Annotated in this window: 27 protein-coding genes and 6 tRNA genes; 21 read left to right on the top strand and 12 right to left on the bottom strand. The window is 63.0% G+C overall.

What is annotated here, in order from left to right; translation table 11 throughout:
- From QMC81_09460 to QMC81_09440, 5 genes are all read left to right on the top strand, one after another.
- Positions 1–232 (top strand): hypothetical protein (locus QMC81_09460; GenBank protein ID MDI6907689.1); only part of this gene is annotated, 232 nt, incomplete at its 5' end.
- A 231-nt stretch (positions 233–463) separates the two neighbouring features.
- Entirely contained in the window at positions 464–865 is a 402-nt protein-coding gene (locus QMC81_09455) for a hypothetical protein (GenBank protein MDI6907688.1), read from the top strand.
- A gap of 70 nt (positions 866–935) precedes the next feature.
- Positions 936–1,856 carry a quinate 5-dehydrogenase gene (locus QMC81_09450; protein ID MDI6907687.1) on the top strand — a complete coding sequence of 307 codons (921 nt, stop codon included), beginning with the start codon at positions 936–938 and terminating at the stop codon, positions 1,854–1,856.
- A gap of 29 nt (positions 1,857–1,885) precedes the next feature.
- Positions 1,886–2,242, top strand: coding sequence for an alkyl sulfatase C-terminal domain-containing protein (locus QMC81_09445; protein MDI6907686.1), 357 nt, complete (start codon positions 1,886–1,888; stop codon positions 2,240–2,242).
- A 4-nt stretch (positions 2,243–2,246) separates the two neighbouring features.
- Positions 2,247–3,605 carry an APC family permease gene (locus tag QMC81_09440; GenBank protein ID MDI6907685.1) on the top strand — a complete coding sequence of 453 codons (1,359 nt, stop codon included), beginning with the start codon at positions 2,247–2,249 and terminating at the stop codon, positions 3,603–3,605.
- Between the two features lie 49 nt (positions 3,606–3,654).
- Here the strand turns inward: QMC81_09440 and QMC81_09435 are convergent, their stop codons facing one another.
- Positions 3,655–4,575 carry a peptidoglycan-binding protein gene (locus tag QMC81_09435; GenBank protein MDI6907684.1) on the bottom strand — a complete coding sequence of 307 codons (921 nt, stop codon included), beginning with the start codon at positions 4,573–4,575 and terminating at the stop codon, positions 3,655–3,657.
- Positions 4,576–4,798: 223 nt separating this feature from the next.
- Between QMC81_09435 and QMC81_09430 the strand changes: the two genes are divergently transcribed.
- The 8 genes from QMC81_09430 to QMC81_09395 all read left to right on the top strand — a co-directional run bounded on the left by QMC81_09430 (position 4,799) and on the right by QMC81_09395 (position 11,338).
- On the top strand, positions 4,799–6,808 hold the full coding sequence (locus tag QMC81_09430) for an N-acetylmuramoyl-L-alanine amidase (GenBank protein MDI6907683.1): 2,010 nt from the start codon (positions 4,799–4,801) through the stop codon (positions 6,806–6,808).
- A gap of 145 nt (positions 6,809–6,953) precedes the next feature.
- Positions 6,954–7,760, top strand: coding sequence for a glutamate racemase (murI, locus tag QMC81_09425; GenBank protein MDI6907682.1), 807 nt, complete (start codon positions 6,954–6,956; stop codon positions 7,758–7,760).
- A 56-nt stretch (positions 7,761–7,816) separates the two neighbouring features.
- Entirely contained in the window at positions 7,817–8,794 is a 978-nt protein-coding gene (locus QMC81_09420) for a 2-hydroxyacyl-CoA dehydratase (GenBank protein ID MDI6907681.1), read from the top strand.
- Positions 8,795–8,908: 114 nt separating this feature from the next.
- Positions 8,909–9,664 (top strand): MBL fold metallo-hydrolase, encoded by a 756-nt coding sequence (locus QMC81_09415; protein MDI6907680.1) that lies wholly within the window; start codon positions 8,909–8,911, stop codon positions 9,662–9,664.
- 3 nt (positions 9,665–9,667) lie between these two features.
- Entirely contained in the window at positions 9,668–10,423 is a 756-nt protein-coding gene (gene rph, locus QMC81_09410; GenBank protein ID MDI6907679.1) for a ribonuclease PH, read from the top strand.
- A gap of 1 nt (position 10,424) precedes the next feature.
- Positions 10,425–11,027, top strand: a complete 603-nt coding sequence (locus QMC81_09405) for an XTP/dITP diphosphatase (protein ID MDI6907678.1) — start codon at positions 10,425–10,427, stop codon at positions 11,025–11,027.
- A gap of 81 nt (positions 11,028–11,108) precedes the next feature.
- Positions 11,109–11,182: transfer RNA gene (locus QMC81_09400), tRNA-Gly, on the top strand.
- A 79-nt stretch (positions 11,183–11,261) separates the two neighbouring features.
- Positions 11,262–11,338 (top strand) — tRNA-Arg (locus tag QMC81_09395).
- A gap of 5 nt (positions 11,339–11,343) precedes the next feature.
- Here the strand turns inward: QMC81_09395 and QMC81_09390 are convergent.
- Positions 11,344–11,778: an MOSC domain-containing protein gene (locus tag QMC81_09390; GenBank protein MDI6907677.1), complete on the bottom strand. Its 435-nt coding sequence runs from the start codon at positions 11,776–11,778 to the stop codon at positions 11,344–11,346.
- Positions 11,779–11,948: 170 nt separating this feature from the next.
- Here QMC81_09390 and QMC81_09385 point away from each other — a divergent pair, with 170 nt between their 5' ends.
- Positions 11,949–12,143 (top strand): hypothetical protein, encoded by a 195-nt coding sequence (locus tag QMC81_09385; protein ID MDI6907676.1) that lies wholly within the window; start codon positions 11,949–11,951, stop codon positions 12,141–12,143.
- A gap of 108 nt (positions 12,144–12,251) precedes the next feature.
- The gene (locus tag QMC81_09380) at positions 12,252–12,452 is read left to right on the top strand and encodes a cold-shock protein (GenBank protein MDI6907675.1); all 201 of its coding nucleotides are present in this window, start codon (positions 12,252–12,254) and stop codon (positions 12,450–12,452) included.
- A 75-nt stretch (positions 12,453–12,527) separates the two neighbouring features.
- Here QMC81_09380 and QMC81_09375 read toward each other — a convergent pair whose 3' ends face one another.
- On the bottom strand, positions 12,528–12,701 hold the full coding sequence (locus tag QMC81_09375) for a hypothetical protein (protein ID MDI6907674.1): 174 nt from the start codon (positions 12,699–12,701) through the stop codon (positions 12,528–12,530).
- A 985-nt stretch (positions 12,702–13,686) separates the two neighbouring features.
- Here QMC81_09375 and QMC81_09370 point away from each other — a divergent pair.
- Complete coding sequence (locus QMC81_09370) at positions 13,687–14,424, top strand: TerC family protein (GenBank protein ID MDI6907673.1); 738 nt, start codon at positions 13,687–13,689, stop codon at positions 14,422–14,424.
- A 64-nt stretch (positions 14,425–14,488) separates the two neighbouring features.
- On the opposite strand, the gene QMC81_09365 is transcribed toward QMC81_09370, so the two are convergent.
- From QMC81_09365 to QMC81_09350, 4 genes are all read right to left on the bottom strand, one after another.
- A tRNA-Leu gene (locus QMC81_09365) sits at positions 14,489–14,573 on the bottom strand.
- A gap of 9 nt (positions 14,574–14,582) precedes the next feature.
- Positions 14,583–14,658, bottom strand: a tRNA-Lys gene (locus QMC81_09360).
- 15 nt (positions 14,659–14,673) lie between these two features.
- Positions 14,674–14,749, bottom strand: a tRNA-Gln gene (locus QMC81_09355).
- Between the two features lie 12 nt (positions 14,750–14,761).
- Positions 14,762–14,838 (bottom strand) — tRNA-His (locus QMC81_09350).
- A gap of 194 nt (positions 14,839–15,032) precedes the next feature.
- On the opposite strand from QMC81_09350, the gene QMC81_09345 reads away from it, so the two are divergent.
- Positions 15,033–15,716 carry a hypothetical protein gene (locus QMC81_09345; GenBank protein MDI6907672.1) on the top strand — a complete coding sequence of 228 codons (684 nt, stop codon included), beginning with the start codon at positions 15,033–15,035 and terminating at the stop codon, positions 15,714–15,716.
- Between the two features lie 98 nt (positions 15,717–15,814).
- On the opposite strand, the gene QMC81_09340 is transcribed toward QMC81_09345, so the two are convergent.
- The 3 genes from QMC81_09340 to QMC81_09330 form a co-directional block, all read right to left on the bottom strand.
- On the bottom strand, positions 15,815–16,417 hold the full coding sequence (locus tag QMC81_09340) for a TetR/AcrR family transcriptional regulator (protein MDI6907671.1): 603 nt from the start codon (positions 16,415–16,417) through the stop codon (positions 15,815–15,817).
- 158 nt (positions 16,418–16,575) lie between these two features.
- The gene (locus tag QMC81_09335; GenBank protein MDI6907670.1) at positions 16,576–17,388 is read right to left on the bottom strand and encodes a site-specific DNA-methyltransferase; all 813 of its coding nucleotides are present in this window, start codon (positions 17,386–17,388) and stop codon (positions 16,576–16,578) included.
- Entirely contained in the window at positions 17,389–18,219 is an 831-nt protein-coding gene (locus tag QMC81_09330) for a tRNA (adenine-N1)-methyltransferase (protein MDI6907669.1), read from the bottom strand.
- Positions 18,220–18,432: 213 nt separating this feature from the next.
- On the opposite strand from QMC81_09330, the gene tig reads away from it, so the two are divergent.
- From tig to clpX, 3 genes are read left to right on the top strand one after another with little or no spacing between them, the layout of a single operon-like run.
- Positions 18,433–19,752 carry a trigger factor gene (tig, locus tag QMC81_09325; GenBank protein ID MDI6907668.1) on the top strand — a complete coding sequence of 440 codons (1,320 nt, stop codon included), beginning with the start codon at positions 18,433–18,435 and terminating at the stop codon, positions 19,750–19,752.
- Between the two features lie 38 nt (positions 19,753–19,790).
- Positions 19,791–20,387, top strand: a complete 597-nt coding sequence (gene clpP / locus QMC81_09320) for an ATP-dependent Clp endopeptidase proteolytic subunit ClpP (protein ID MDI6907667.1) — start codon at positions 19,791–19,793, stop codon at positions 20,385–20,387.
- 13 nt (positions 20,388–20,400) lie between these two features.
- Positions 20,401–21,651, top strand: a complete 1,251-nt coding sequence (gene clpX, locus QMC81_09315) for an ATP-dependent Clp protease ATP-binding subunit ClpX (protein MDI6907666.1) — start codon at positions 20,401–20,403, stop codon at positions 21,649–21,651.
- A gap of 62 nt (positions 21,652–21,713) precedes the next feature.
- Here the strand turns inward: clpX and QMC81_09310 are convergent, their stop codons facing one another.
- The gene (locus QMC81_09310) at positions 21,714–22,040 is read right to left on the bottom strand and encodes a hypothetical protein (GenBank protein MDI6907665.1); all 327 of its coding nucleotides are present in this window, start codon (positions 22,038–22,040) and stop codon (positions 21,714–21,716) included.
- An 82-nt stretch (positions 22,041–22,122) separates the two neighbouring features.
- Entirely contained in the window at positions 22,123–22,281 is a 159-nt protein-coding gene (locus tag QMC81_09305; GenBank protein MDI6907664.1) for a hypothetical protein, read from the bottom strand.
- Positions 22,282–22,434: 153 nt separating this feature from the next.
- Between QMC81_09305 and lonB the strand changes: the two genes are divergently transcribed.
- Positions 22,435–24,096, top strand: coding sequence for an ATP-dependent protease LonB (lonB, locus tag QMC81_09300; protein MDI6907663.1), 1,662 nt, complete (start codon positions 22,435–22,437; stop codon positions 24,094–24,096).
- The last annotated feature ends 153 nt before the right edge of the window (positions 24,097–24,249 follow it).

Below are 24,249 nucleotides of genomic sequence, written 5' to 3'. Positions count from 1 at the left end.
GACGATCGGGATCCTGACCAGCCTGATCATGCCGGTCGACGCCCTCTACCGGAAGGTTATCTACCTCCTGTTGGGGTCGGCCGACGTGCGGAACCCGTTCGCCGCCGCGGCCCAGATGGGGCCCTTCGGCGCCCAGGTGGAGCCCAGCGTTTGGATGCTGGTCTACACCGCGCTCTACCTGGTGGGGGCGCTGGGGGCGGCGGCATGGGTCTTTACGCGCCGGGACATCTAGAGAAGGCCGCGCCATACTCGCTTTTGAGCCACCTGGCGGGCGCGGGTCTGGAAGGCCGCTGAAAAGCGGCGCCCGGCTTGGTCAGGCGCCGCCGTCCGGGTGCTGACGTACTGGCTTTCCAGTACGCTCCGCCCCGACCGGCGGCGCCTTCGTTTTTTGCGCGGTTTGCTCCTGCGGGGGTTTAGTTTTCGGCCTGCCGGGGCCATGCTGCACACAGGAGGTGTTATCTGTATGCGTCTTGGCCCTCAAGAACGCTCCCTGCTGGCTTACTTCCGGACCGAGGATGACGCGCGGGCGGCTTCCGCTTCCTTGCGGGCGGCCGGTTTCGCGTCGGTACAGTTGACCCATGTCTCCCGTTACGGGGAGGCCACCGACCCGGAAGGCGACAACCCGGCAGCGGGCCTAGCCGCCGACCTCTCTTCCCTTACGCTGTACGGGCGCGGGGACAACCTCAGCGCCGAGGTGGGGGAAAACGCCGGCGTTCTCCTGGCCGCCCACCCGTCGGCCAGCGGGATGGCCGGCACCGGGGGTGCTCCGGCGGGCGGCTACAATTACCTGGTCACCGTGGTTACCGACGAAGGGCGGCTGCGGGAGGCGGAAGGGATCGTACGGCGCTGCGGCGGGCTGACCTGATGTACCTTTGTACCTTGTCATTCTGTGGAATTTTAGTTAAAATGGTACGCAGTTAAAGGGGGTGCGGAAAATGGCCCCAAAGCGTGTCGTCAGTGTCAGTCTGGGTTCATCGAAGCGTGACCACCGGGTGGATGTTTCCTTCCTCGGACAACCCTTCGAGATCAGCCGCCGGGGCACCGACGGGGATATGGAGAAGGCGATTGCCACCCTGAAGGAACTCGACGGTAACGTGGACGCGATCGGCCTGGGAGGCATCGACGTGTACCTGTACGTCGGCCAGCAGCAGTATGTAATCCAGGATGCCCTAAAGCTCCTTGAAGCCGTCAAGGTGACCCCGGTCGTCGACGGGAGCGGGCTCAAGAACACCCTGGAGCGGGAGGTCGTCCGTTACCTGTCGCGGAAAACCGACCTCATCCCGCCGGGGACCAAGGTGCTGATGGTGAGCGCCGCCGACCGTTTCGGCATGGCCGAGGCCTTTGTCGAAGCGGGGTGCGATATGATCTTCGGGGACCTGATCTTCGCGATGGGTGTGCCTTACCCCATCCGCACTCTGGCCGAACTGGAACAGATCGCCAACAAGCTCCTGCCGGAAATCTGCAAGATGCCGTTCCACATGATCTACCCCACGGGCAAGAAACAGGAGACGGTGGACGAGGAGAAGGCGGCCAAGTTCGCTCCCTTTTACAAGGAAGCGCGGGTCATCGCCGGGGACTTCCACATGGTCCGGCGTTTCCTGCCGGCACAGCTTGAAGGCCAGATCATCGTGACCAATACCACCACCCCCTCGGACGTGAATCTTTTGCGCGAACGGGGCGCGGGTTACCTGATCACCACCACCCCCGAGCTGGACGGCCGCTCCTTCGGCACCAACGTGATGGAGGGGGTGCTGGTGGCCTTGCTTGCCAAGCCTCTGTCGGCGATCACGCCCGACGACTACCTGGATCTCCTGCGCCGCCTGAACTTTGAGCCCAAGATCCGGAAACTAAACTAAGCTCGCCGAGCCTAAACCTGGAGGCACTCATGGCATTACATGAAGAAATTCACGAAAGCCTGATAGCGTTTTGCGAGGGGTATAACAACAACGCCAAGTTGAAAGCAATGAACCGCGACTGGGACCGCACGGTCCTGGTGCGCGCCACCGATGTCGATTCCGAGCACACCCTCACCCTGAAGGGCGGGGACCTTACCCTGAGCGAAGGGGCTCCCGGGGAGCCGCCGCACCTGACGGTGCTGGGGGACAGCGAGACGCTGGTCGACCTCTTTTACGGTGACATCACGCCCACCGAGCCATATTTAAAAGGTAACCTGAAGGTCCTGGGTGAAGAGGACGACGTGCTGCGCTTGGACTTCATTTCCCTCATGATTTGGGGTGAATAACCGGGTGGCGCTGAAGCGTGTTCTCTCCCTGCGCACCGTCGTCGCCACCAGTGCGGGTATCGCCCTGGCCAGTTCGTCCTTCCTCGCCGCCGTGCAGGTGGCCTCCTACCTGGCCGGGGACACCGCCTGGCTGGCCATCCTGGCGGGCGGGGCGCTGTGCTTTCTGGCCGCGGCGTGCTTCTCCGAGTTGAACGGCTTCCTTCCCTCGGCCGCCGGCGTAAGGGTTTACTTTGAACGGACCTTCGGGGAGCGGCCCGCGATCACCATCTCCCTCCTCTACATGGGCGTGGTCACGGCCGTCCTCGGCGCGGAAAGCTTTGTCCTCTCCCATGTCCTGTCCTCCGCCGTCCCCCAGGTGCCGCCGCTGGCCTGGCTGGTGGCGATGTTCATCATCATCGGCGCCTTGAATATCCGCGGGGTGAAGTTCGCCGGCAACTTCCAGGACCTGGTCACCTACGCCTTGATTCCCTCGCTCATCCTTATGGCCCTCCTCGCCCTTTCGAAGGTTCATTTCCAGCTTGAGGCGCCCCTGGCGCCCGGAAGCCTCGGCGGCTTCGTCAACGCCATGGCCCTCGGCGTCTTCCTGTATATCGGCTTTGAATGGGTGACGCCGCTGGCGGAGGAGGTCACCGGCATCCGCACCATCTCCAAAGGCATGTTCATCGCTTTGGGGATCCTGAGCGTAACCTACGCCCTCTTGACCGTGGCGATGACGGCCACCGTTTTCCGGTCCGCCCTGACCGCGGCGCCCGCCCCGCAGATGGTCTTTGCGCAGGAAGCGCTGGGACCCGCGGGAGCGGCCTGGATGGTCGTCTTAAGCCTGGCGGCGAGCATCAAGACCTTCAACGCCGGGCTGATCAGCGTTTCGCGTTTTGTGTATGCCACCGCGCGCGAAGGTCTCCTCCCGAAATGGTTCGCCAGGGTTTCCATGCGCTATTTCACGCCGTGGGCGGCAATCGTGGCCATTGTCCTGGTCGGGGTTGTGTTCTCCGCTTACGTACTCTGGGCCGGTGACGGCGTGGCGAAGGTCATCGTCGGCATGGCGGCGGGCGTGGAATGCGCGGTTTACGCCCTGGTGGGCTGGGCGGTGCTTTCCCTGCGCAAGAAAATGCCTGATGTGGAGCGTCCTTTCCGGGTGCCGGGAGGCGTGGGGATCCCCCTGGCGACAACGGTCGTCTTCGGCCTGCTGGGAGCGGCCGTGCTGACCAGCGACTGGCGCGTGGCCGGGGCTCTGGCCGCCAGCCTCCTGGCGGTGGTCGCCTATGTGTTGTTTATCGTGCCACCCCTCAAAAAGAGGCACCTGGCGGAACGCCAGGCGCGTATGGCCGACAGGCCGCGGCGCCGGCCGGTGCAGGGGCGGTAAGACCAAAGGGTATCCGACGAGGCCCGGTGTTTTCCGGACATCATTTGTCTTAGAGGCCGAGAGCCTCATAGATGTCATCCAAGACGCGGTTGTCGTATCGCAGGCCGTGATCCTTCCTGAATTGGATCACGGCCTTTTCCATTCCCGGGCCGAAAATCCCGTCGATCGGGCCATGATAGTAGCCCAGGCGGGACAGAGTGCGCTGCATCTCCAACACCGCCGGTTCCCGGGAGTTCAGGACCAGCTCCGGCCGGGGATTCGGCCCCAGGGGGTTGCCGATTACGTAAACCGGGGTCCCCACCTTGACCCAGGGGTAAATCGTCTCCACGTCCCGGTTGAACATCCGGAAACAGCCGTGGCTTGCCTGGCTGCCGATGGAGCCGGGCTTGTTCGTACCGTGAATCCCGTAAATCCCCCAGGAGACCGAAAGCCCCATCCAGCGGGTGCCGAACCCGGTGCCCCAGTTGACGGCCTTGCGCTTTATCTTCCAGTTGCCCGTGGGGGACGGCGTCTCATTCTTCCCGACCGCGCAGGGGAACTGGCGGTACGGGCGGCCGTCGGACATGATCGTAAGGGTACGGTTGCGGACGTCGATGACGATGGCCACCTCTCCGGTCGGGGGAGGGATCTCCTCGGTGGCGACCGGCTCAATGGCGGCGCTGAGCTTTTCCCAGGTGCGGGTTTCGACAACCGCGTCCGCCGGGAGGTTGAGGTCGCTTTTGAACCGGCGCACGGCTTCCGCCGTGACCGTGTCGTAGACGCCGCTGATGGGACCGCGGTAATACCCGGCGAGGTGCAGCTCCCTTTGCAGGGCCCGGATATCCTCTGCCGAAGCCTCGCCCTCCGGGCGGATTACCAGGTTTTCGTCACAGGTCAAGGGGCATAGATGGTAGGACGCACCGGCCGCCGGCACGGGGGCAAACAACGCGGTTATCAAGAGGAGTACCATAAATAGGAAGCGGCGGGGCAAACCGGACACTCCTTTTTCCCGAATGTTCGCCCCTTATTTTTTTTATTTTTATGCGAACTTATAACAAAACGGAGTGACACAAAAGACGTTGCCATGGACTTAGTTCTTAAGAGACGGTAAAATTCTCATCTGGGACCATCATTTTGACTTTTTTCCAGCCTGGAGAGGATCTTGCCGAAAAGTGTAGAATGCAGGATTAAAGCATGGTCCGGGGGGCGATGTCGTGTCGGCCGGAAGGCTGCTAACCTTTGTAAGCCTGCTGATCCTGGTCTCCGTGAGTCTATGCCTGGCGGCTTTGCCGGCCTCGGCGGGGCAGACGGCCGTGGTACAAACGGCGGTGGCCAATCTGCGCCAGGGTCCGGCGACAACTTACGCCAAGGTCGGGGAGGCTTATAAGGGCGAGCGGCTGGCGGTCCTCGACACGGCTCCCGGATGGTACAAGGTCAGCAAAGAGAGCCGTTCGTCCTGGATTTATGGCGAACTCGTACGCATCGAGTCCACCGCGCCGGAGTACGTGGCCCAGACCAAGGAAGCCGTCACCCTGCGCAGCGGTCCCGGGAACAGCCATACCCCAATGGGGAGCGTTCCCGCCGGAACGGATCTCAAGTTGCTGGGGAAATCGGGGCAATGGGTGAAGGTGCAAACAGGCGACGGCAGGGTGGCCTGGGTGGCCGGCTGGCTGGTGGACATCCGCCGGGATACGCCCTCGCCCGACCCGGCCCCGGGGGTACCGTCTCCCGCCCCGACTTCGTCCGCCGCGCCGGAGTATGTAGCCCAGACCAAGGGAGCCGTTACCCTGCGCAGCGGCCCCGGGAACAGCCACGCTCAAGTGGGGGGCGTTCCCGCCGGAACGGATCTCAAGCTGCTGGGGAAATCGGGGCAATGGGTGAAGGTGCAAACAGGCGACGGCAGGGTGGCCTGGGTGGCCGGCTGGCTGGTGAACATCCGCCGGGATACGCCCCCGCCCGCCCCGGCGCCGGCGCCGTCGCCGGCCCCGGAGCCGGGTACGCCCGCGTTGCCGCCCAAACCGTCGGCTCCCCCGGATCCCCCGGCTTCCGGAGGAGCGGAGCCGTCTTCCGGCGGGGATATTGAAGAGGACGTTGTCGGCCGTATGGCCCAGGTAGCGGTGGACGTCGCCGACCTGCGCGGCGGCCCGGCCGCCACTTACAGGGCGGTCGCCAGCGCCAGCCGCGGCAGCTCGCTACCGATTGTCGAAGTGAAGGGCGGCTGGCTCAAGGTACGTACGCCGGGCGGCACGGTCGGCTGGGTGGACCGGAGCCAGGTCAATATCGCGGGGCTTGCCCCTCCCAGCCGGGGAGACGCCCCGGCGGGCGAAAGCCTGACCGTCAAAGCGGAGACCGGCGGCAGCCGTACAAGGGTGATCATTGAAACCCCCACGGCGATGGGGTACGGGGTCTTCATTCTACGGAACCCGGACCGGGTCGTGTTCGACATCACCGGCGTGCCGCAGGGGGATCTGCCGTCCGACGCAAAGGTTAATTCGAAAACGCTTGGCGGTTTGCGTTTCGGTTGGCAGACCGATCCCGACCGAGCGCGTATCGTTTGCGATCTTCGCGCGCCTCTGTCCAAGACACGTTATAAGGCCCGGCTGTCCTCAGACCGGCGGACGTTGGTCCTGGAGTTCTGGACGGTAAGTAACGCCCTCCAGGACCGGACGGTGGTTCTCGACGCCGGGCATGGAGGCTCCGACCCCGGGGCCATCGGCGCTACCGGGTTGAAAGAGAAGGACGTAACCTTGGCCATCGTCCTGGAAACCGCGCGATTGCTTGAACAGCGAGGGGTCAACGTGGTGCTCACGCGCGATGATGACCGTTTCGTCGACCTCTACGAGCGGGCGGCGATCGCCAATGCCGCGGCCGCCGACCTGTTCGTGAGCGTCCACTGCAATTCTCACACTACGAGTTCCCCGGTGGGAACGGAGACGTACTATTGCGCGCAGCCGGATAACGCGGCCGCGGCGGGACAGGCCGAGGAAAGAGCCCGTTTGGCGCAACTCATTCACAAACACCTCCTGGCGGAGTTGCAGCGGCCGGATCGCGGCGTCAAAACAGCCGGTTTTGCGGTCATCCGGGCCACCGACATCCCTTCGGTTCTGGCCGAGGCGGCCTTCATTTCGAACCCGGAGGAGGAGAGCCTGCTCGCCCGGGACGACTTCCGCCGCAAGGCGGCCGGCGCCGTGGTGGACGCCATCCTGGAGTTCCTGGAAGACTAGACCGCCGCTCCTGCCCGGGCCGCGGCCGAAAACCGCGGCCTTTCATTTGCCGGCGACCAATTTTTGCGGATGCTATGATCCCGCACATATCCTATAATTAAGGGGAGTGCCGGGGGGAACGGCAGACAGGGAGGCGGGGTAAAGATTGGGAAAACCGGGTGTGATCGGCCTTTTTGACTCCGGTGTGGGCGGCTTGACGGTGGCCGAGGAGATCTTCCGCACCCTGCCGGGGGAGCCGGTCATTTACTTCGGGGATACGGCCAACGTTCCTTACGGCGGCCGGTCGGCCGGGGAACTCATTTCCTTCGGCGACCGCATTGTCAGCTTCCTGATCGAACAGGGGGCGAAGTATATCGTTTTCGCCTGTAATACGAGTTCCGCCGTTTCCCTGGAGACGTTGAGCCGGAGGTACCCGGTGCCGATGATGGGGCTTATCCGGCCCGGGGCCCGCGCGGCGGTGGAAGCGACCCGCAGCGGGCGCATCGGCGTCCTGGCGACCGAGGCCACGATCCGCAGCGGGGCTCATATCCAGGCTATTCAAGCCCTGGCGCCCCACGCCGAGGTTTTCGGCATGCCGGCTCCGCGCCTGGTGCCGCTTGTCGAGGCGGGGGAACTGGACACCCCGCGTACCGAGGCTGCCCTGCGCGGGTACCTGGAGCCGTTGCAGCGCCGGGGGATCGACTGCTTGCTCCTGGGTTGCACGCACTATCCCTTCCTGGGCGGACTGATCCGCCGGCTGTTGGGGCCCGGGGTGGTCGTCGTCGATCCGGCGGCGGCGGCCGTGGCCGAGGTGAGGGAGGACATGGCCCGCCTGGGCCTTCTGGGCCCGCCGGTGTTAAACCCGCTACATCGCTACTATGTCAGCGGGGACGCCGTCTCTTTTGCCCGCACCGCAGCGCTCTGCACCCGGCGGGGGCCGTTTGCCGTCGACCGGCTGCGCCTTACCGGTTGAATGGTTCGTCCCCGCGGTGGTAAACTGGGGGCAAAACCTGTCAAAGAGGTACGTCCTTGAAGAGAGTCGGGATCACGACCACGGTGCCCGTGGAGGTGGTCTACGCCGCCGGGTGGGTGCCCGTGGACCTGAATAACGTCTTTATTACCGCCGAGGACCCGCGCGCCCTGGTCGAGCGCGCTGAGACGGCGGGTTACCCGCGTAACGTCTGCGCCTGGATCAAGGGCATTTACAGCACGGTGTTGGCCGACGAGACCATCAGGACGGTTATTGCGGTGACCCAGGGCGACTGCTCCAACACCCACGCCCTGATGGAAACCCTGCAGTTGGCCGGCGTCACCATCATCCCCTTCGCCTACCCCTTTGACCGTGATTACGATCTCCTGCGCCTGCAGATCGAAAAGCTGGCGGCCTGGTTCGGCGTGGAGTGGGCCGCGGTGACGGCCGCCAGGGAACGCCTGAACGTCGTTCGCCGCCTGGTGCACGAACTGGACCGCCTGACCTGGGAGGAGGACCGGGTCGGGGGCCGGGCAAACCACCTGTGGCAGGTCTCCTGCAGCGACTTCAACGGTGACCCGGAGGGTTTCGCCCGCGACGTGCGGCGCCTGCTCGCTGAGGCCCGGGAGGCGCCGCCGCGCCGGGAGCAAGTGCGCCTTGGCTACATCGGGGTGCCGCCGATTATGGATGATCTCTATGATTTTCTGGAAGAGCGCGGGGCGAGGGTGGTCTTCAACGAGACCCAGCGGCAGTTCTCTATGCCTTTCGACACCCCGGACCTGATAGAACAGTACCGCCTCTACACATACCCCTACGGCATTTTCTATCGCCTGCAGGACATCAAGCGCGAAATTGCCCGGCGGCGTATCCAGGGGGTCCTGCACTATGCGCAGAGCTTCTGTTACCGCCAGATCGAGGACCTGATCGTGCGGCAGGAACTCAAGGTGCCGGTGCTGACGCTGGAGGCCGACAAGCCGGGCGCCCTGGACGCCCGTACGCGCATCCGCCTGGAGGCCTTCCTGGAAATGCTGCAGTAGCATGTGAGTTACGGGGGCCCGCTAAGGACCTCTCCAACGAGGGTTGGGGATCTCCCCCCGTCTGTTTGTCCCGCCGTTGGGGCAAGTTAAAAGAGGCTGGGAGGTGAACCTTGCTTGCGCATCGAGGTTCTGGGGTGCTGGGCGCCTTACCCGCGCCCGGACGAGGCCTGTTCGGGTTACCTGGTCAGCGCCGGAGAAACGCGGATCCTTCTAGACTGCGGGCATAGCGTTTTCGGCCGCCTGGCCCGGGTCACCGACTTCCGCAGGCTTACGGCGGTCTTTGTTTCGCATTTCCATCCCGACCACTGCGCGGACCTGCCGGCCTTAAGGCACGCTATCAAAGGAGCGCTGAAGGACGGAAGCCGCAGCGGCCGGCTCCCGGTTTATGCCCCGGGCGCCCCGGCGGAGGATTATTCGCGCCTGGCGTCCTGGGACGACGCCTTCGAGGTCCGCCGGTTGGAGGATATGGCGGGCGGGGAATTAACGGTCGGCGCGGTACGTGTCGCGTGGGTTCCGGGAGAGCATCCCCTACCCGGCTACGCCCTCTCCTGCAGCGCCGGGGGGCGGCGCCTGGTCTACACGGGGGATACCGCCTTTCGCGAGGAGATCGTCGCCTTTGCCGCGGGCGCCGACCTCCTGCTGGCCGAGGCCAGCGGGCTGGAGAAGGACCTGGAATTCCTCCAGGGCGCCCACATGACCGCGGCCCAGGCCGGGGAGACGGCCCGGCGGGCACAGGTGCGTTGGCTTTCCCTGACCCATATTTACCCGGAGTACGACGTCGGGCGGCTGAAGGCCGAGGCCGCCCGTGCGCTGGGCCGCGAGGCCCTGGCGGCAAGTGAGGTGCGGATTTATGAACTGGAGGAGATTTAGCTGATGACACGTATCGACGGCCGGGAGCCCGGTGAACTGCGCCCCGTCAAGATGGTGCGCCACTATAACAAGTACGCCGAGGGGTCGGTACTGATCGAGATGGGTGACACGCGGGTCATCTGCACGGCCAGCGTGGACGACAAGGTGCCGCCTTTCCTCAAAGGCACCGGTAAGGGCTGGGTGACGGCGGAGTACGGCATGCTCCCCCGCGCCACCGAAGTACGAACCCTGCGTGAGGCGGCCAAGGGACGCCAGGGAGGCCGCACCCTGGAGATCCAGCGCCTCATTGGACGCTCCTTACGGGCCGTGGTGGACCTGGAGGCGCTTGGTGAGCGGACCATCCACCTGGACTGCGACGTGATCCAGGCCGACGGCGGGACGCGGACGGCGTCCATTACCGGGGCCTTTGTTGCCCTGACCGACGCCTGCCAGAAGCTGGTGCAGGCTGGGGTACGGCCCGCCTTGCCGATCAAGGACTTTGTGGCGGCCGTCAGCGTGGGGATGGTTGACGGGGAGGCGTGCCTTGACCTCTGCTATGCCGAGGACTCGGCCGCCACCGTGGACATGAACGTGGTCATGACCGGTGGGGGCCGTTTTGTAGAGGTTCAGGGAACGGGCGAGGAAGCGACGTTCGACCGGGCCGAGATGGATCGCCTGCTCGAACTCGCCAAGAAGGGCATAGCCGAGTTGGTGCGGTACCAGAAAGATGTCCTGGGCGAACTCGGGAACCGGGTCGGGGCATACGGAGGCGGGGAATAAGGTGCGGCGTTTAGTTTTGGCGACCAGGAACGCGGGGAAGGTCCGGGAACTGGCTTCCATCCTCGGGCCGCTGGGGGTGGATGTGGTTTCCCTGGCCGACTATCCCGGTCTGCCGGAAATCCCGGAAGAGGGCGAGACCTTCGAGGCCAACGCCGTCTTCAAGGCACGGGAAGTCGCCCGGCTTACGGGGGAGACCGCGCTCGCCGACGACTCCGGCCTGGATGTCGACGCCCTGGGCGGTGCGCCGGGAGTTCATTCCGCCCGCTTCGCCGGCGAGCCGAAAGACGATGCGGCCAACAACGCCAAGTTGCTGCGCCTGCTGGAGGGGATACCCCCCGAAAAGCGTACCGCCCGCTTCCGCTGCGTGGTCGCGCTGGCCACCCCGGAGGGGGAGGTATACACGGCCGAAGGGGTCAGCGAAGGTGTAATCCTGGACAAACCCCGGGGAGAAAACGGCTTCGGATACGACCCCCTCTTCTACGTTCCGTCCCTTGGCCGGACCTTCGCCGAGTTGGATATGGACGCCAAGAACAGGATCAGCCACCGGGGAAGGGCCCTGGCCCAGGTGGCAGGCCTGGTTCGGCGCGTGCTGTGTGACCGTTGAAAGACATCGCCGGCTTTGTGGTTGTAGTAGTGAAAAACTTTGACCGGAGGGGCGGATTCGGCTATACTATTATATGTCCGGGCGGGTGTAGCTCAATGGTAGAGCACCGGCCTTCCAAGCCGGGTACGAGGGTTCGATTCCCTTCACCCGCTCCATAAACGTACTTCAAATTGGCCAGGGGCCAATTTCTTCTGTTACTGACGACTGACGTCCGACCTCTGACGACCGAATTGCGTCCCGGTAGCTCAGTTGGATAGAGCAGCGGCCTTCTAAGCCGCGGGTCGCGGGTTCGAATCCTGCCCGGGACGCCAGTCTCTTATGCCCCGGTCACCAGTTCCACGGGATCCCCGACGGCGACCGGACCGCTTCCCAGGACACGGCAGAAGACACCCTCCGTGGGAAGGAGCCGCAAACCGTGAAAGGAGTAGTGGTGCGGCTGCACATCCTTGCCGATCTGGACCACCTCTAACAGAGCGGCCCCGACACGCAGGCGCTGACCGACCGTGACCGTCCTGAGATCGATCCCTTCGATAAGGATATTCTCGGCGAAGTCTCCCGGCACCGCCTCCAGGTTGTGTTCCCCGGCCAGACGACGGGCGCTCTCCGCCATTGCCAGGCTGACTTCCTTAAAGGTGCCGGCGTGGCCGTCTCCCTCCAGGCCCAAGCCCGCGCGGAGGTAGCCCCGCCCCACGTTCTTTTTCGCCGTCCCGCGTTTCTCACTGATGCAGACCCCGACAACCTTTCCGGCCATTTGGTACCCACCTCCTGCTCCATTCTATCACGAACACGGTTTGAGAGAGGGCATGGCCACTTGTACCAAAAATAACATGGAATTTTATATCCAGCTTTGTAGTGAATGGAAAGGACTTTGTCGGAGGGAGGATGAATACTACCGTTAGCATTGCTGGGAGGGGATGGCCAATGTCCTTGCTCGGCCAACTGATGGTCTCTGCCGTGTTGACGTTCGGGGCGGGGCTCCTCTTCAGGGAAATCCTGCATTCTCCGTTGTCCGCGCGGGAGCTGTTTCTCGTTTTTTGGCTGGTCCTTCTTTTTGTCAAGCTGGATTGCGTGGAGAGGCAGGTACAACGCCGATATACACGGTACGTCCGCTTCTAGGTCTTGTTCTGGAAATTGTTTATACTAACCAGAGTGTATCCCGTTTCGGCCGGGGAGAGAGACTACGGATATCCCATTTTTCTTTTGATTCTAGGAGGTAAATCACCAGTGTTTGGTACTGTCAAGTGGTTCAATAACGATAAGGGTTTCGGGTTCATCCATGCCGAAGACGGTACAGACGTCTTCGTCCACTACTCGGCGATTCAGGCGGAGGGTTTCCGGTCCCTGGAAGAAGGCCAGAGTGTTCAGTTCGACATCGTAAACAGTGATCGTGGCCCGCAAGCGGCTAATGTAATGGTGGTCAGGTAGACGGGAGAGTCACACAGGACAGAGAGAGGCGGCCCGGCAAGGGCCGCCTCTCTGCTTGCCTGCGATAAGAATCGCTCACCATTCCTCGTAGGCCCCGTCTTCCGCTTCACGCCGACTGAAGGCGTTGTAGGGACAGTTATCCTCGCCATAAACGGTACTGTTTACCGCGACCTGGGCCGCGCCGCACATGCCCCGTCCCCGGGAAAACGGAGCGTTCACCTTGAAGTGCTTGCAATCATAGCAGGACACAGTCCTCACCACCTTGGTTCCAGGGATGTTGGCCTAAGTCTGGCCGAAAAGCGACGGCTCTATCCCCCTCAAGGGGTAAAAAAGGCGGGTGCTTGCGCACCCGCTAAGGTTGGTCGCCAGGTGAGGAGGTCGCAAAACTTTTCTGCGGTTTCATTATATGGTAACTAATGGAAAACTGTTAACAAAATAGCAGCCTCCACCCACCATGGTGGAGGCCACCGTTGTATTGCCCGTAGAAGGGCTTAACGGGAAATCAGCCCTTTAGAGAAGCATAAACAGCACAATGATGATGAGGATGATCAAGAGCAACGACCCGTGACTGCCTAATGCGCCGAGATCTCCCATGGGTAACCCCCCCTTTCAGTATTCTTGACAGGCTCCTCAGGCGGAAAGTGCTTGCTGTCACGGTTTCGGCTGCTTAGATCACGCCGAAAATCACCAACAGCACCACAATCACCAGAATAACAATGATCATGCTATTGCTGCCGGATGCGCCGAAGTCTCCCATGGGTAAACCTCCTTTCTGTGTTATTGACAGACTTTTCAGGTGGAGAGTACTTGCTGTCACGGTCTATATCCCATCCGGTTCAGCCGGGGGAATTTCGGCGGGCTAGAGGATGCCGAAAAGCACCAGCACCACAACAATAATAATGATGATCATCAGCAGCGAGCCGTGGCCGGAAGCTCCGAAGTCTCCCATGGGTGAACCTCCTTTCTGGTGGGTATGTTTGTCGGTCATTCCATGTTATGCCGCCCCAAGCAGATGGTGCATTCGAACCGGCAATGCACAAAACTCTTGCCATCCTGGAGAGGTACGGGGTATAATTGAGTTGCTTAATTGGAAGGGGAGTAGCCTAACAGCAACGGCCGTCAATACGGGACCGTCCGGTCTCCGGCTTTGCTGGGTAGCTTGGATCTGCCGGCGAGACCTTCTACCGCAAGGTGGAAGGTCTTTTAGTTTGAAGGGAAGGGGACAAGCGCTTCGATGCTTGAGACTCTGGCGGCCATAGGAAGCATAGTCGTTATGGACCTGGTTCTCGGGGCCGACAACGCCATTATTATCGCCATGGCCAGCCGCATGTTGCCTGCGCGGCTTCGCCGTCAGGCCATCATCTGGGGAACCGTGGGGGCGGTGGCCGTGCGCGGAGCCCTGGCCGTCATCGCCGTCTGGCTGTTGATGATCCCCGCCCTGCAGTTTGTCGGCGGGCTCCTGTTGTTCTGGATCGCCCTCAAGCTCTTGAAACAGGAACCGCGGTCCGGGGACCCGGCGCCGAAGGGCCGCCTACGCGCCGGTGGAAACACCGTGGCGGGCGCGATTCAGACGATCGTCTTTGCCGACCTGCTGATGGGAACTGACAACATCCTGGCCATCGCAGGCGCGGCGAACGGGCACCCGGGCCTGGTCATCTTCGGCCTGGCCCTGAGCGTTCCGATTATCGTCGGCGGCAGCACCGTTGTCCTGGGCTTGATGGACCGGTTCCCGGCCATTGTCGCTCTTGGGGCGGCGGTGGTCGCCTGGACGGCGGGCAGGATGATTGTGCACGACCACCTGATCGGCGGATTCTTGACCGCGAGCATTCCTTACGTGGAGACCTGGCTGCCGCTGGTGCTGGTGCTGCTGGTGCTTGCGGTTGACTGGCTGCGGAAACGGAAGGAAGAAGCGAAAGAGAAGGACGAACCGACCCCCGGGCATCCCGCGCCGGAAGCGGAAAGAGCCTCTTAAGTATCAAGGCTCAACCAAACGAAAAGGGTTTCGGCCAGGTGCCGAAACCCTTGCTTTTCAGGCCTGGTGCGGGCGAGAGGACTTGAACCTCCACGGGTGTTCCCCACCAGATCCTAAGTCTGGCGCGTCTGCCGTTCCGCCACGCCCGCATATAAAATTGGTGAGCCATGCTGGACTCGAACCAGCGACACCCTGATTAAAAGTCAGGTGCTCTACCAACTGAGCTAATGGCTCACTTCAGGACATTTTTGGCTGGGGCGGCTGGATTCGAACCAACGAATGGCGGATCCAAAGTCCGCTGCCTTACCAGCTTGGCTACGCCCCAATAGATGAAGAATGGGGTGGACAGAGGGCTTCGAACCCTCGACCTCCAGATCCACAGTCTGGCGCTCTGACCAGCTGAGCTATGCCCACCACGCAAAGTTTAGTATACCAAACCCACCAGTGCCCGTCAAGACGGGGTTCCGGAGGCGTAAGCGGTCTGAGAAAATGTCACCCATGCGCCGGGTCAAACGCTTGAAGAACCGGCCGGTTTTTGTCCGTTCCACAAACCGGAAAGATATGTGTAACGTCTTAGATTATAAACAGGGATAGAGGGGGATGACTGGATGCGCTGTTACGGCCGGCGGGTTTTGTTTTTCCTGTTGCTCGGCGCCTTGGTCCTCAGCCCGGGGGCGGCCTGGGCCGGCGACCCCTGGTACCGCATGCTCTACAGCACCAACCAGGACGCCCTGGTGCTGGGCATGGTCCGGGAATCGGGGGAGACCACGGTCACCGTGGAGGTGTCCCGGGTGGTGAGCGGGGAGGACCCGGGACGGACGGTCGCCGTTTTACGGGCGCCGGGCTGGCTCGGGCCGGGGGTGGCGCCCGGGGACCTGGTGCTGATCTCCCTGGACCGCCTGCCCGTCGGGGGCTACCGCAACGCGCTCGGGGTCTACAGGGTCAGTTCCCTGGACCCGAAGACGCTGAACGTGTTGGACGGTTACTGCGGTCCGGACGGGCTGGCCGCCGTCCAGTGGTGGCTCAACCACGGGGGCTTCGCCGGCGGGGACTTCTACGGTATTCGGAAGAAGCTCTTCTGGCGTCACCACGAAACCGGCCGGGAGGTACAGATCTACCCGCCGCCGGGGGAAGGTGTGGAGGCCGTGGTGCTGCCGGCGCTCACCGGTACGGACGACGGGCTGTCCGGCGGCGTTGACAGGTGGCTGCCGGTAGGGTTGGGAATGCTCTTGCTGGCCCTTGTCATGGCGGCCGGTTGGTTCTGGTGGTGCCGCCGGCGGGGGGTATCCTGATGCCGAAGCCGTCCCGGCGGGGCGGTCTTAAAGGGGAGCGGGACGGCCCCCGGGTGGGAGCCGTCCCGCTTGTGGGGTATGTGGAGTATGGGATTGTTTCAAGGGAGGAGAACCCGTAAGCAGTAGTCCGTCACACGGTCGATGGCGGCCGGTTCACTGAAGGTCTCCAGGCCGATACCGAGTTCATCCTCGAAGGTCTCACGGCAGATAAAATAGGACTGCGCCAGGATCAGGATATGCAGGGCGACCTCCCTCACCTCGAGACCGGGGCGGAAACTGCCGTCCCGGGCCCCTTCGGCAATGGCTTCGGTCAAGCGCTCAAGGATCGGCTTCTTTCCGTTGCGCGTCGCCGTCAGGCACGCCGAGGCGCCTCCGGCCAATTCCCACCTGAGGATTTGGGCGCATTCGGGATCGGCGCACAGGGCCCGCAGCAGGGCGCCCAGTATCAGGCGCACACGCTCCGCCGGGCTCTTGTCCCGTTCGTCAGGCATTGATTCCACCTGCCGGAGGAAGCATTCCCTGGTCACTGCGGCATAGAGGTCCTGCTTGTTGGTGAAGTAGTTATAGGGCAGCGCCTTGTTGACGCCGGCCTCGGCGGCGATAAGGTCCATCGTGGCCCCGTCAAAACCTCTGGCGGCGAAGCAGCGCCGCGCCGCCAGCAGGATAAGATCCTTTGTGCGCTCCGCCCGACTGCGGAACACTGATTCCCGACCCCCTAAGCGAACCTGGCAAGACGATCTAGCCTTATGTTGTCAGACACCGGCAACGTTGGCCATAGGACGAAAGCCCCCTTTTGCTGGTACCGGAGTCCCGATAACCCTGCCAAACGCCGACCCGGGCATACCGGAAGCGGACTTGCCTAATTGCGGCACCGGAAGACGAGCAGGAATTCGTGGACCTTATTGACGCGGAAGACGTAGGGGTAGCCCAGCGGGCGCAGGCTGTTGTAGTCGGTGCGGCGGTCCCAGACGATGATGTCGTCGAGGAAATACCCCCGGGTCTCAAGTTCCCGGGCGAGGTCCATGTGCAGCGGGTAGAAGGTGGATTTCTTACGCAGGTCCATCACGTTGACCACGCAGTAGCCGTCCCGGACGAGGACCCGCCGCACGGCGGCGAAAACCTCCCCCAGAGCGGCGATGAACTCGCGGTAATCGGTGATACGGCTCAAGTCGCCGGCCATACCCTGGTAGTCGCGGGGCGACCGGCGGTCGGCCGTGCGCGGCCGGCTGAGGATGTTCCAGTAGGGAGGGGACGTGACGCATAGGCGCGCCGTCTCCGGGGCCGTAAAGTCACTGATCCGCCGGGCGTCGGCACAGTAAATCCGGGCCGTTGCCTCAGCGTCCGGAACGGCCGCCAGCCTCTCCCGGGCCGCGGCGGCGTAATCGGGGTCAATCTCCAGGCCCAGGCCCCGGCGCTCCAGCCGGACGGCGGCAAGGACCGTGCTGCCCGTGCCGGCGAAAGGGTCCAGAACCAGATCGCCCGGGAGGGTAAAAATCTCGATCAGGCGGGATGGCAGCGCGAGCGGGAACATTGCGGGGTGTCCCAGGCGGCGTTCCTCGGCCGTCCGGTTGACGTCGTTCCAGACGCTGATCGAATAGCGGGCCCAGGTTTTGCCGTCCAGGAAGGTCCGGCGGCGGCCGGAGGCTCCGCCCTTGCCCTTTTCCGCCGCCATTCAGATGCTCTCCTGGTCCGCCGCCCGGTCCGGGTCGGCCTGTTCTTCATCCATGGGGAGGCCGACCACGCGCCGGCCGATGGTCAGGAAGCCGGTATGGCCCACCATGCGGTGGTTGGGGCGTACGGCACGGTTCCAGATGTACCAGTCCCGGACCAGCACCTCCACCGTTTCGACCAGGGTAAAGGCCCGGCTGGCCCGCAGGGCGCCGGTGAAACGCTCGGCCTGCCGGATCGAGGGGACATAGGCGACGGCGAACCTCCCGGGCTTGAGCGCCTCGGCCAGTGCCCCGACGGTTTCCCATGGCTCCGGCACGTCGAGAACCGCGGCATCCAGGTCCCGCTCCGCAATCCCTTCATAAATGTTCGCCAGCCGGAGCCGGACCTGCGGCGTCTCCCCGGCCCAGGCGGCCAGGTTCTTCGCCGCGTGGTCGAGCATGTCCTGCCGGACGTCATAGCCCACGACGAGGCCCTGGGGCCCCACCTGGCGGGCGAGGGCCAGCAGCAGGGCCCCGGAGCCGACACCCCCCTGGACCACTCGCGCCCCAGGGAAAATGTCCGCGTGGAAGAGGATGTAGGCCGTGTCCTTGGGGTAAACGATCCCGCTCTTGCGCGACATGTTCATGGTGTAGTCCGCCAGCGAGGGACGGAAGGCATAGATCTGCTTGCCCTGGGTGGTGTGGAGCACGCTCCCCGGGGGGAGGCCGATGACGTCGGCGTGTTCAATGTAACCGCGGTGGGTCGCCAACCGGGCGCCCGCACGGAGGCGTTGGAGCTTTTGGCGTCCCTGGTGGTCGATAAATATCACCAGGTCCCCTTCTTGAAAGCACAATGCTTGGTCAGACCACCTTTCACTTGCTTCTTCGTGTCAATTCGTGGCCCAGTAAAATTTCCCTGCCACCAGCTTGCCTGGCCGAACGGGCACATGCTATAATATGGTTTGCTGATGGCCAGGGAAATCCCTGGTATTCGTTTTTGCAAGTCCCGGTATCCCGGTGGTTATATTGTTAGGTAGCCGGGTTTGCAGGAGGAGGACAACCTTGAGATGAAGGCGACCACAGAAAAAGTTGACCAGCACACCGTCGTACTGAACATCGAGGTGGAGCCGGAGCGCCTGGCAACGGCCGTCGACCGGGCCTATCGCCGGCTCGTGAAAACCGCGAAAATTCCCGGCTTCCGGCCCGGGAAGGCCCCCCGGCCGATTTTTGAGCGTTTCTACGGCAAAGAAGTGCTCCTCAACGACGCCGCCGAGAGCCTGTTGCCGGTCAGTTACCTGGAAGCGGTACGGGAGCTTGATATCGAGCCGATCAGCAGGCCGGAATTCGAGGTGGTCAAGCTCGAGGAAGGGTCACCCGTGGCGTTCAAAGCCCGGGTGGAGGTACGGCCGGAGGTTGCCGTGGGCGAGTATAAGGGCCTCGAGGTGGAGCGCCCAGCGGTAACGGTGACCGAGGATGATATCGACCGGGAGATCGAGCAGCTCCGGAACCGCTATGCCAAGCTGGTCACCCTTGAAGAGGGCCGGGTGGAGAAGGGTGATCTGGTGACGATCGACTACGAGGGCACGGTGGACGGTCAGCCGTTCGCCGGCGGCGAGGCGCGCGACCGCCAGGTCGAGGTGGGAATGGGCTTCCTGGCGCCCGAACTGGATGAGGGCCTCCCGGGGATGGCCATCGGCGAGACGAAGGAGATCCGGATGAAGCTCGCCGATGACTACCATGACCCGGCCGTGGCCGGCAAAGAGGCCGTCCTGCGCGTGACGGTCAAGGGTATTCGCCGGAAGGAACTGGCGGCCGTGGACGACGAGTTCGCCAAGGACGTCTCCGAGTTCGATACCCTGGCGGAATTGAAGGCCGATATCAAGAATAAGTTAGAGGAAACGGCCCGGGAACAGGCCGAGGCGGTTGTGAGGAATGCTCTCGTGGCCAGGGCGGCGGAAAACGCCACCGTGGATATTCCGGCGAAGATGATTGAGAGCGCCCTGGAAGGCATGATGGAAGAGGCCTTACGGCCTATCGTGCAGCAGGGATTGAAAGAAGAAGACTACTTCCGGCTGACCAACACCTCCCGGGAGGAACTGGCGGACAAGCTGCGCCCGGAGGCCGAGGCCAGGGTCAAGCGGGAGCTGGTCCTGGACGCCATCGCCAAGGCCGAGGGCATCAAGGTGGAGGACGAGGAACTGGACAAGGAGATCGAACGCCTCGCCCAGTACTACCGCCGGGACGCGGGCCAGCTCAAGGAGACCCTGGAAAAGCACGGGGAGCTGCAGTCCCTGCGCCGCGGCCTGATGCGCGACAAGGCAATCGACGTACTGGTTGCCAACGCCGTGGTCAAGGACGCCGGAACCACGCCGGCGGATGAAACATAAAAGTCGTTTGTGCAATACATCGTGAGGGGGCGTTTACCATGAGTACCCTTGTACCCATTGTAGTGGAGCAGACGGCGCGCGGTGAAAGAGCGTACGACATCTATTCCCGGCTCCTGAAAGACCGGATTATCTTCATTGGCGGGCCGATTGACGATAACGTGGCCAACCTGGTCATCGCCCAGATGCTCTTCCTGGAGGCCGAGGACCCGGAGAAGGACATCTTTCTCTACATCAATTCCCCCGGGGGCATCGTCACCGCCGGCATGGCCATCTACGACACTATGCAGTACATCCGCCCCGATGTGGCGACGATCTGCCTCGGTCAGGCAGCCAGCATGGGAGCCTTCCTGCTCGCCGGGGGGGCGAGGGGGAAACGCTCGGCGCTGCCCTACGCGCGGATCCTGATTCACCAGCCGCTGGGCGGGGTCCAGGGCCAGGCCACCGACATCGACCTGCACGCCAGGGAAATCCTGCGCATGAAAGCCACACTGAACGAACTGCTGTCCAGGAATACCGGGCAGCCCCTGGAAAAAATCGAGCAGGACACCGAGCGCGACTTTTTCATGTCCGCCGAACAGGCGCGGGAATATGGTATTATAGATGAGGTGATTACCGTTCGCAAGAAGGCCGAGTAAGAGAGGTGGTAAGATGTTCAACGAAAAGGGTCAGCTGAAGTGTTCCTTCTGCGGCAAGCTCCAGGACCAGGTCAAGAAACTGGTCGCCGGTCCCGGTGTCTATATCTGTGACGAGTGCATCGAACTCTGCAATGAGATCATCGAGGAGGAACTGAGCGAAGACCTGGGGATGGAACTCCGGGATATTCCGAAGCCCCAGGAAATCAAGGAATACCTGGACCAGTACGTCATCGGGCAGGAGCATGCGAAGAAAATCCTGTCTGTCGCAGTGTACAACCACTACAAGCGGATCAACCTCGGCGGCAAGGTCGACGAGGTGGAACTTCAGAAGTCCAACATTGTTATGCTCGGCCCGACCGGTTCCGGTAAGACGCTTCTAGCCCAAACCCTGGCCCGCTTTCTCAACGTGCCTTTCGCCATTGCCGACGCCACCTCCCTGACCGAGGCCGGTTATGTGGGCGAGGATGTCGAGAACATCCTCTTGAAGCTGATCCAGGCCGCCGACTACGATGTCGAGAAGGCCGAGAAGGGTATCGTCTACATCGACGAGGTAGACAAGATCGCCCGCAAGTCCGAGAACCCCTCGATTACGCGGGACGTCTCGGGCGAGGGCGTGCAGCAGGCTCTGCTGAAGATCTTGGAGGGCACCGTGGCCAGCGTGCCTCCGCAGGGCGGGCGCAAGCACCCGCACCAGGAGTTCATCCAGCTGGACACCACGAACATCCTGTTCATCTGCGGCGGGGCCTTCGAGGGGATTGATAAGATCATCCAGAGCCGCGTGGCCCAGAAGACGATGGGCTTCGGCGCGGAGTTGACCATGAAGCGGGACCGGAAGCTCGGCGAAGTCCTGCGCCAGATCCTGCCCCAGGACCTTTTGAAGTTCGGCCTGATCCCGGAGTTCGTCGGCCGCCTGCCGGTGATCGTAACCCTGGATCCCCTGACCGAAGAGGACCTGGTACGCATCCTCACCGAGCCGCGGAACGCCCTTGCCAAACAGTACGAAAAGCTGTTTGAGTTGGACGGCGTCGCCCTTGAACTCCAGGATGGGGCCCTGCACGCGATTGCCCGGGAGGCCATTCGGCGGAACACCGGGGCGCGCGGGCTGCGGGCCATCATTGAGGAGATCATGCTCAACGTGATGTATGAAATCCCCTCGCGCGGCGACGTGGCCAAGTGCATTATCTCCGAGGACGCGGTCGTCAAGCGGGAACCGCCGATCATCATCACCGTTGAACGGAAGAAGAAGAAGGAAGGCACGGGTTAGAGAGGAGCCAAAGTGGGAAACGAGAAACCGTCCCGGACAACGGGGCGGTTTTTTGTTGGCCCTTACCAAAGGGAGACCAGGGTGGGTCGGGGCGTCTCCTTGTCTTCTTCGGGCGGAGGGGCCGGCGGGGGTGCACCGGTTATGCGGGGAAGGATGGTGAACTCGATATCCGTGATCCTTGTTGCCGGCAAGAGCAAAGAGATAAGCGCGAGGCGGTTGTAGAGCGGGGTCAAACTCCCCGGCGCCGCGGGGGGGAGGCCTACGTCCAGTGCTACGGTCCCGTCCGGCAAGACATCAAACTCAACTATGGAGAGTACTCCTGTGGCCAATCCGAGCAGGATAAAAAGACGGAACATGGCCTCCTGGGGTGTGATTCCGGAATACTCCATCACTGCCAAACCCCCTTTTGCGCCACACCACCGGCGCTGTTTATTCTATAGCATATGCCACCGGTCAGGAAGTTGTTTCCAGCTACCTCAGCTTGTTGGCGAGCCAGGCGGTGTGCAGGTCCTCGTCGATCAAATTGTCCCAGAGGGTGTCGAAGAGATGCTCGTTCCCGACGCGCACGAACAGGTCCTTGTAGTCTTTCATTGCCTTTTCCTCCAGGGTTATCTCGGCGCGCAGGAACATTTGCGGCCCCATCGCTCCGGTAAGGGCTCCGGCCAGGCGTCCCAGCTATAGGTTTTTCGGCCCAGCGGTTCAGCGCCGGCGCGGGAGTTTGGAATCCAGTAAAAATTGCCATACTAGAAGGGAGACAAACTCGTGGAACGGGAGGTCTAAGCGTTGGGCGGAGAGTTTAATCTATCGAGCATTCTCACCTTTGTTCAGGTTTTCTTCGGGGTGATTGTCGGCCTATATTTCTGGAATCTCCTCAAAAGCCAGCAAGGGAGCAAGGTAGCCGTGGAGCGCGAGTCCCGCAAGGAGGTCGAGCGGTTGAGGCAGCTGCGCGCCGTCTCCCTTACCGAGCCCCTGGCGGAGCGGACCAGGCCGGGGAGCTTCGCCGAGATCATCGGCCAGGAGGAAGGGCTGAAGGCCCTGCGCGCCGCCCTCTGCGGGCCCAACCCGCAACACGTCATCCTCTACGGGCCGCCGGGCGTGGGCAAGACGGCGGCCGCGCGCCTGGTTCTGGAAGAGGCGAAGAAGAGCCCTCATTCTCCCTTCAGGTCCGATGCCAAGTTCATCGAAATGGATGCCACCACCGCCCGGTTTGACGAGCGGGGTATCGCCGATCCCCTGATCGGCTCGGTGCACGACCCGATTTACCAGGGCGCCGGGCCCATGGGCATGGCCGGCATCCCCCAGCCCAAGATCGGCGCGGTGACCAAGGCCCACGGCGGCATGCTGTTCCTTGACGAGATCGGTGAACTCCATCCGATACAGATGAACAAGCTCCTGAAGGTCCTGGAAGACCGCAAGGTCTTCCTGGAAAGCGCCTACTACAACGCCGACGACCCGAACGTGCCGAACTACATCCACGATATCTTTCAGAACGGCCTGCCCGCCGATTTCCGCCTGGTCGGGGCGACGACGCGCATGCCGCACGAGATCCCCCCCGCCATCCGGTCCCGTTGCATGGAGATCTTCTTCCGCCCCCTCACCGCGGAACAGGTGGCCGAGATCGCCACGAACGCCGCGCGGAAGATCGATTTCGCCCTGGCCGACGGGGTACTGGATGTTATCAGGCGGTACGCCACCAACGGGCGTGAGGCGGTGAACATCATTCAGCTGGCCGGCGGGATCGCGCTCACCGAGGGCCGGGACAGCATCACCGTGGCCGACGTGGAGTGGGTTATCCAGAGCGGGCAGTACTCTCCCCGGCCGGAGCGGCAGATCCCGGCGGCCCCGGCGGTGGGACGGGTCAACGGCCTGGCCGTTTACGGCCCCAACGCGGGGATGATCCTGGAGATCGAGGCCACGGCCCTGCCCCGGGCGAACGGCAACGGCACGCTGACGGTCACCGGCGTCGTGGACGAGGAAGAGATCAACGGCCCGGGACACGTTATGCGGCGCAAGAGCCTGGCCCGGGGGGCGGTGGAGAACGTCCTGACCGCTCTGCGCCAAGCGGTAAGGTTCAACCCCAACGACTACGATATCCATGTGAACTTCCCGGGCGGCATCCCGGTGGACGGTCCCTCGGCCGGGGTGGCCATCGCCACCGCCGTCTACTCGGCGGCGCTCAACGTCCCGATTGCGAACGACGTCGCCATGACCGGTGAGGTCACCATCCGCGGGGCGGTCAAACCTGTGGGAGGCATCGTGGCCAAGGTGGAAGCGGCCTTGAAGGCGGGTGTGCGGCGCGTTTTCATCCCGCGGGAGAACTACCAGGAACTGTTCCAGGACCTGAAAGGGATCGAGGTCCTGGCAGTCGAAAGTCTCGACGAGGTCCTGACCGGCGCCCTGCTGCCGTCAGGCATGGGAATGGAAAAGGTCGGCGCGGCCTCCTGAGGCAAGGGGGCCTGTTTGTGTGCGCGCGGCATGGGCGCTGTCTATAGGGTGAAAGTCCCGAACGACAAAGGTAGCAGTAATCGTCGGCTCAAAGCAAGGGTGTCCGCCGCGAGGCGGAATCTGAAGGAAGCCGGTGGATCAGCGGGTTTCAGG

This window comes from Thermoanaerobacterales bacterium, assembly GCA_030019475.1.
Taxonomy (GTDB): Bacteria; Bacillota; Desulfotomaculia; order Desulfotomaculales; family JASEER01; genus JASEER01.
The sequence above is the reverse complement of the archived record's forward strand: the minus strand, read 5'-3'. Positions and strand labels throughout refer to the sequence as shown.